Below are 1,617 nucleotides of genomic sequence, written 5' to 3' on the forward strand. Positions count from 1 at the left end.
GTTCCAGGTGGATATGGAGTTTGGGCAACCGGCGACCTGAAAAACCCTTCAGAAGTTTTCCAGAAAGATATTGTTTCCAGAATGTTATCTGCCGAAAAAAATGACGCTGTAATTGATGTGATTACCGACAAAGATTTAGCTGATAAAAAAGTAACTCAGCAGAATGCTTTTAATACCTTTAAATTCGAGGCTAAAAACGTTACTGATTTTGTATTTGCGCTAAGCGATCATTACCTGTGGAAATCGAGCAGTTTAGTAGTTGATCCTAAAACAAAAAGAAGAACCCGTGTTGATGCTGTTTTTAATCCAAAACATAAAGATTATTACGAAGTGATTGATTTCGCCCGTAAAACGGTTGAAGCCATGAGTTATACTTTTCCTAAATGGCCTTTTCCATACAATCATGAAACGATATTCGATGGTTTGGACCAAATGGAATACCCAATGATGGTGAACGATAACCCGGTTGATAACCGCACAGATGCGATTACTTTAACCGACCATGAAATTTTTCATACTATGTTTCCTTTTTACATGGGCATAAATGAGACAAAATATGGTTGGATGGACGAAGGTTGGGCCACAATAGGCGAGTGGTTGATTTCTCCGATGATTGATTCTACAATTGTTGATGAATACGGCGTACAACCTACTGCTTCGTCATCTGGCGGCAAAGATGATACCCCAATAATGACTTTAACACCAGATTTAAAAGGATCAGGATCTTTTACCAATTCGTACCCTAAACCAGGTTTGGCTTATTTGTTTGTTAAAGATTACCTAGGAGATGAACTGTTTACCAAAGCTTTGCATACTTATATTAAAAACTGGAATGGTAAACACCCGATGCCATACGATTTCTTTAATAGCATGAATGAGGGAAGCGGTAAAAATTTAAACTGGTTCTGGAAAGACTGGTTTTTTGAAGATGGCGTTACCGATATGGCTATTAAAGCAGTTGACAAAACATCAAGTGGATATACAATTACCATTGAGAACAAAAGCGTTAAGCCGTTGCCAATCGATTTATCCCTGACTTATGACGATGGTTCTGTCGAAAATAACCATAACACTATTGGTGTTTGGGAAAAAGGGGATACGCAAGTGAAAATAAATATAAAAACAAGCAAGAAATTATCAAAAGTAGTGATGGGAAACCCACACACCCCTGATAAAGTGAAAAGCGATAATGGTTTTTCATTGAATTAGATGAATACGGAGGAAGTTAAGTTGAACTGAGCAAATCGCCCAAAAACTTGACTTCCTTAACATAGGTAAGTTTTATGGCGATCGTCATAATGAACTTGTTTCAGGATCTATTAAACTTAATTCTTTGATTGTGGATGCTGAAATAAATTGAGTATAACGCATTATTGATTAATGAGTTGTATTTTATAAGCTGGAAAATAATTGTCATTGCTTACTAAGCTTAGATTTTCAGTAATTGATTGAGATATCATCAATCTATCAAAAGGATCATTATGGAAATGCTGTAGCTTTGAAAGTTGGATGATATGATTCAATGTAATAGGTAGTATGTCAAATCCACTTTTTTCTATAATATTAAATATTTCTTCAATTGTTGAATTTAAATTCAACCTTCCTAGAGCATATTTA

The 1,617-nt window shown here is 35.4% G+C and carries 2 protein-coding genes; one reads left to right on the forward strand and one right to left on the reverse strand.

The window, feature by feature from the left end:
• The coding region (locus AC1DPQ_RS27055; RefSeq protein ID WP_477611467.1) for a M1 family aminopeptidase at positions 1 to 1,209 on the forward strand (1,209 nt) is incomplete at its 5' end.
• Positions 1,210 to 1,370: 161 nt separating this feature from the next.
• Here AC1DPQ_RS27055 and AC1DPQ_RS27060 read toward each other — a convergent pair.
• Positions 1,371 to 1,617: type II toxin-antitoxin system VapC family toxin (locus AC1DPQ_RS27060; RefSeq protein ID WP_477611468.1), on the reverse strand; the 247-nt coding region annotated here is incomplete at its 5' end.

The organism is Pedobacter sp. 01T416_2 (genome assembly GCF_056398925.1).